The sequence below is a fragment of the Bartonella sp. AA2SXKL genome (genome assembly GCF_042197205.1).
In the GTDB taxonomy this organism is placed as follows: Bacteria; Pseudomonadota; Alphaproteobacteria; order Rhizobiales; family Rhizobiaceae; genus Bartonella.
Window position 1 is genome coordinate 1 of sequence record NZ_JBHIRN010000218.1, and the last position, 260, is coordinate 260.

At 43.8% G+C, this 260-nt stretch carries 1 protein-coding gene; it reads right to left on the reverse strand.

The features are described from left to right. Window positions 1–260 (reverse strand): hypothetical protein (locus ACFINS_RS10800; protein ID WP_375706273.1); only part of this gene is annotated, 260 nt, incomplete at both ends.

Below are 260 nucleotides of genomic sequence, written 5' to 3' on the forward strand. Positions count from 1 at the left end.
CAATCTTTTCCGCCAACTGAAGAGGATCGAGTTTTGCACGAAGATGCCCCCGTGCTCGAAAAGCACGAATCATCATAAGCGCATGAATAGAATCACGCGTTGCTCGAATAATGTCTTGTTCGCTAGAGATTCTTCCTTTTTGCACAGCACCGGTTGCTGCTTTTTCTTTTAATTTATCACCAACATGCTTTTCAAGAACAGGCCAATCACCATCGAGAGCAGAAACAAGCTCACCATTTGCCTTTAATGGCCAATGATCA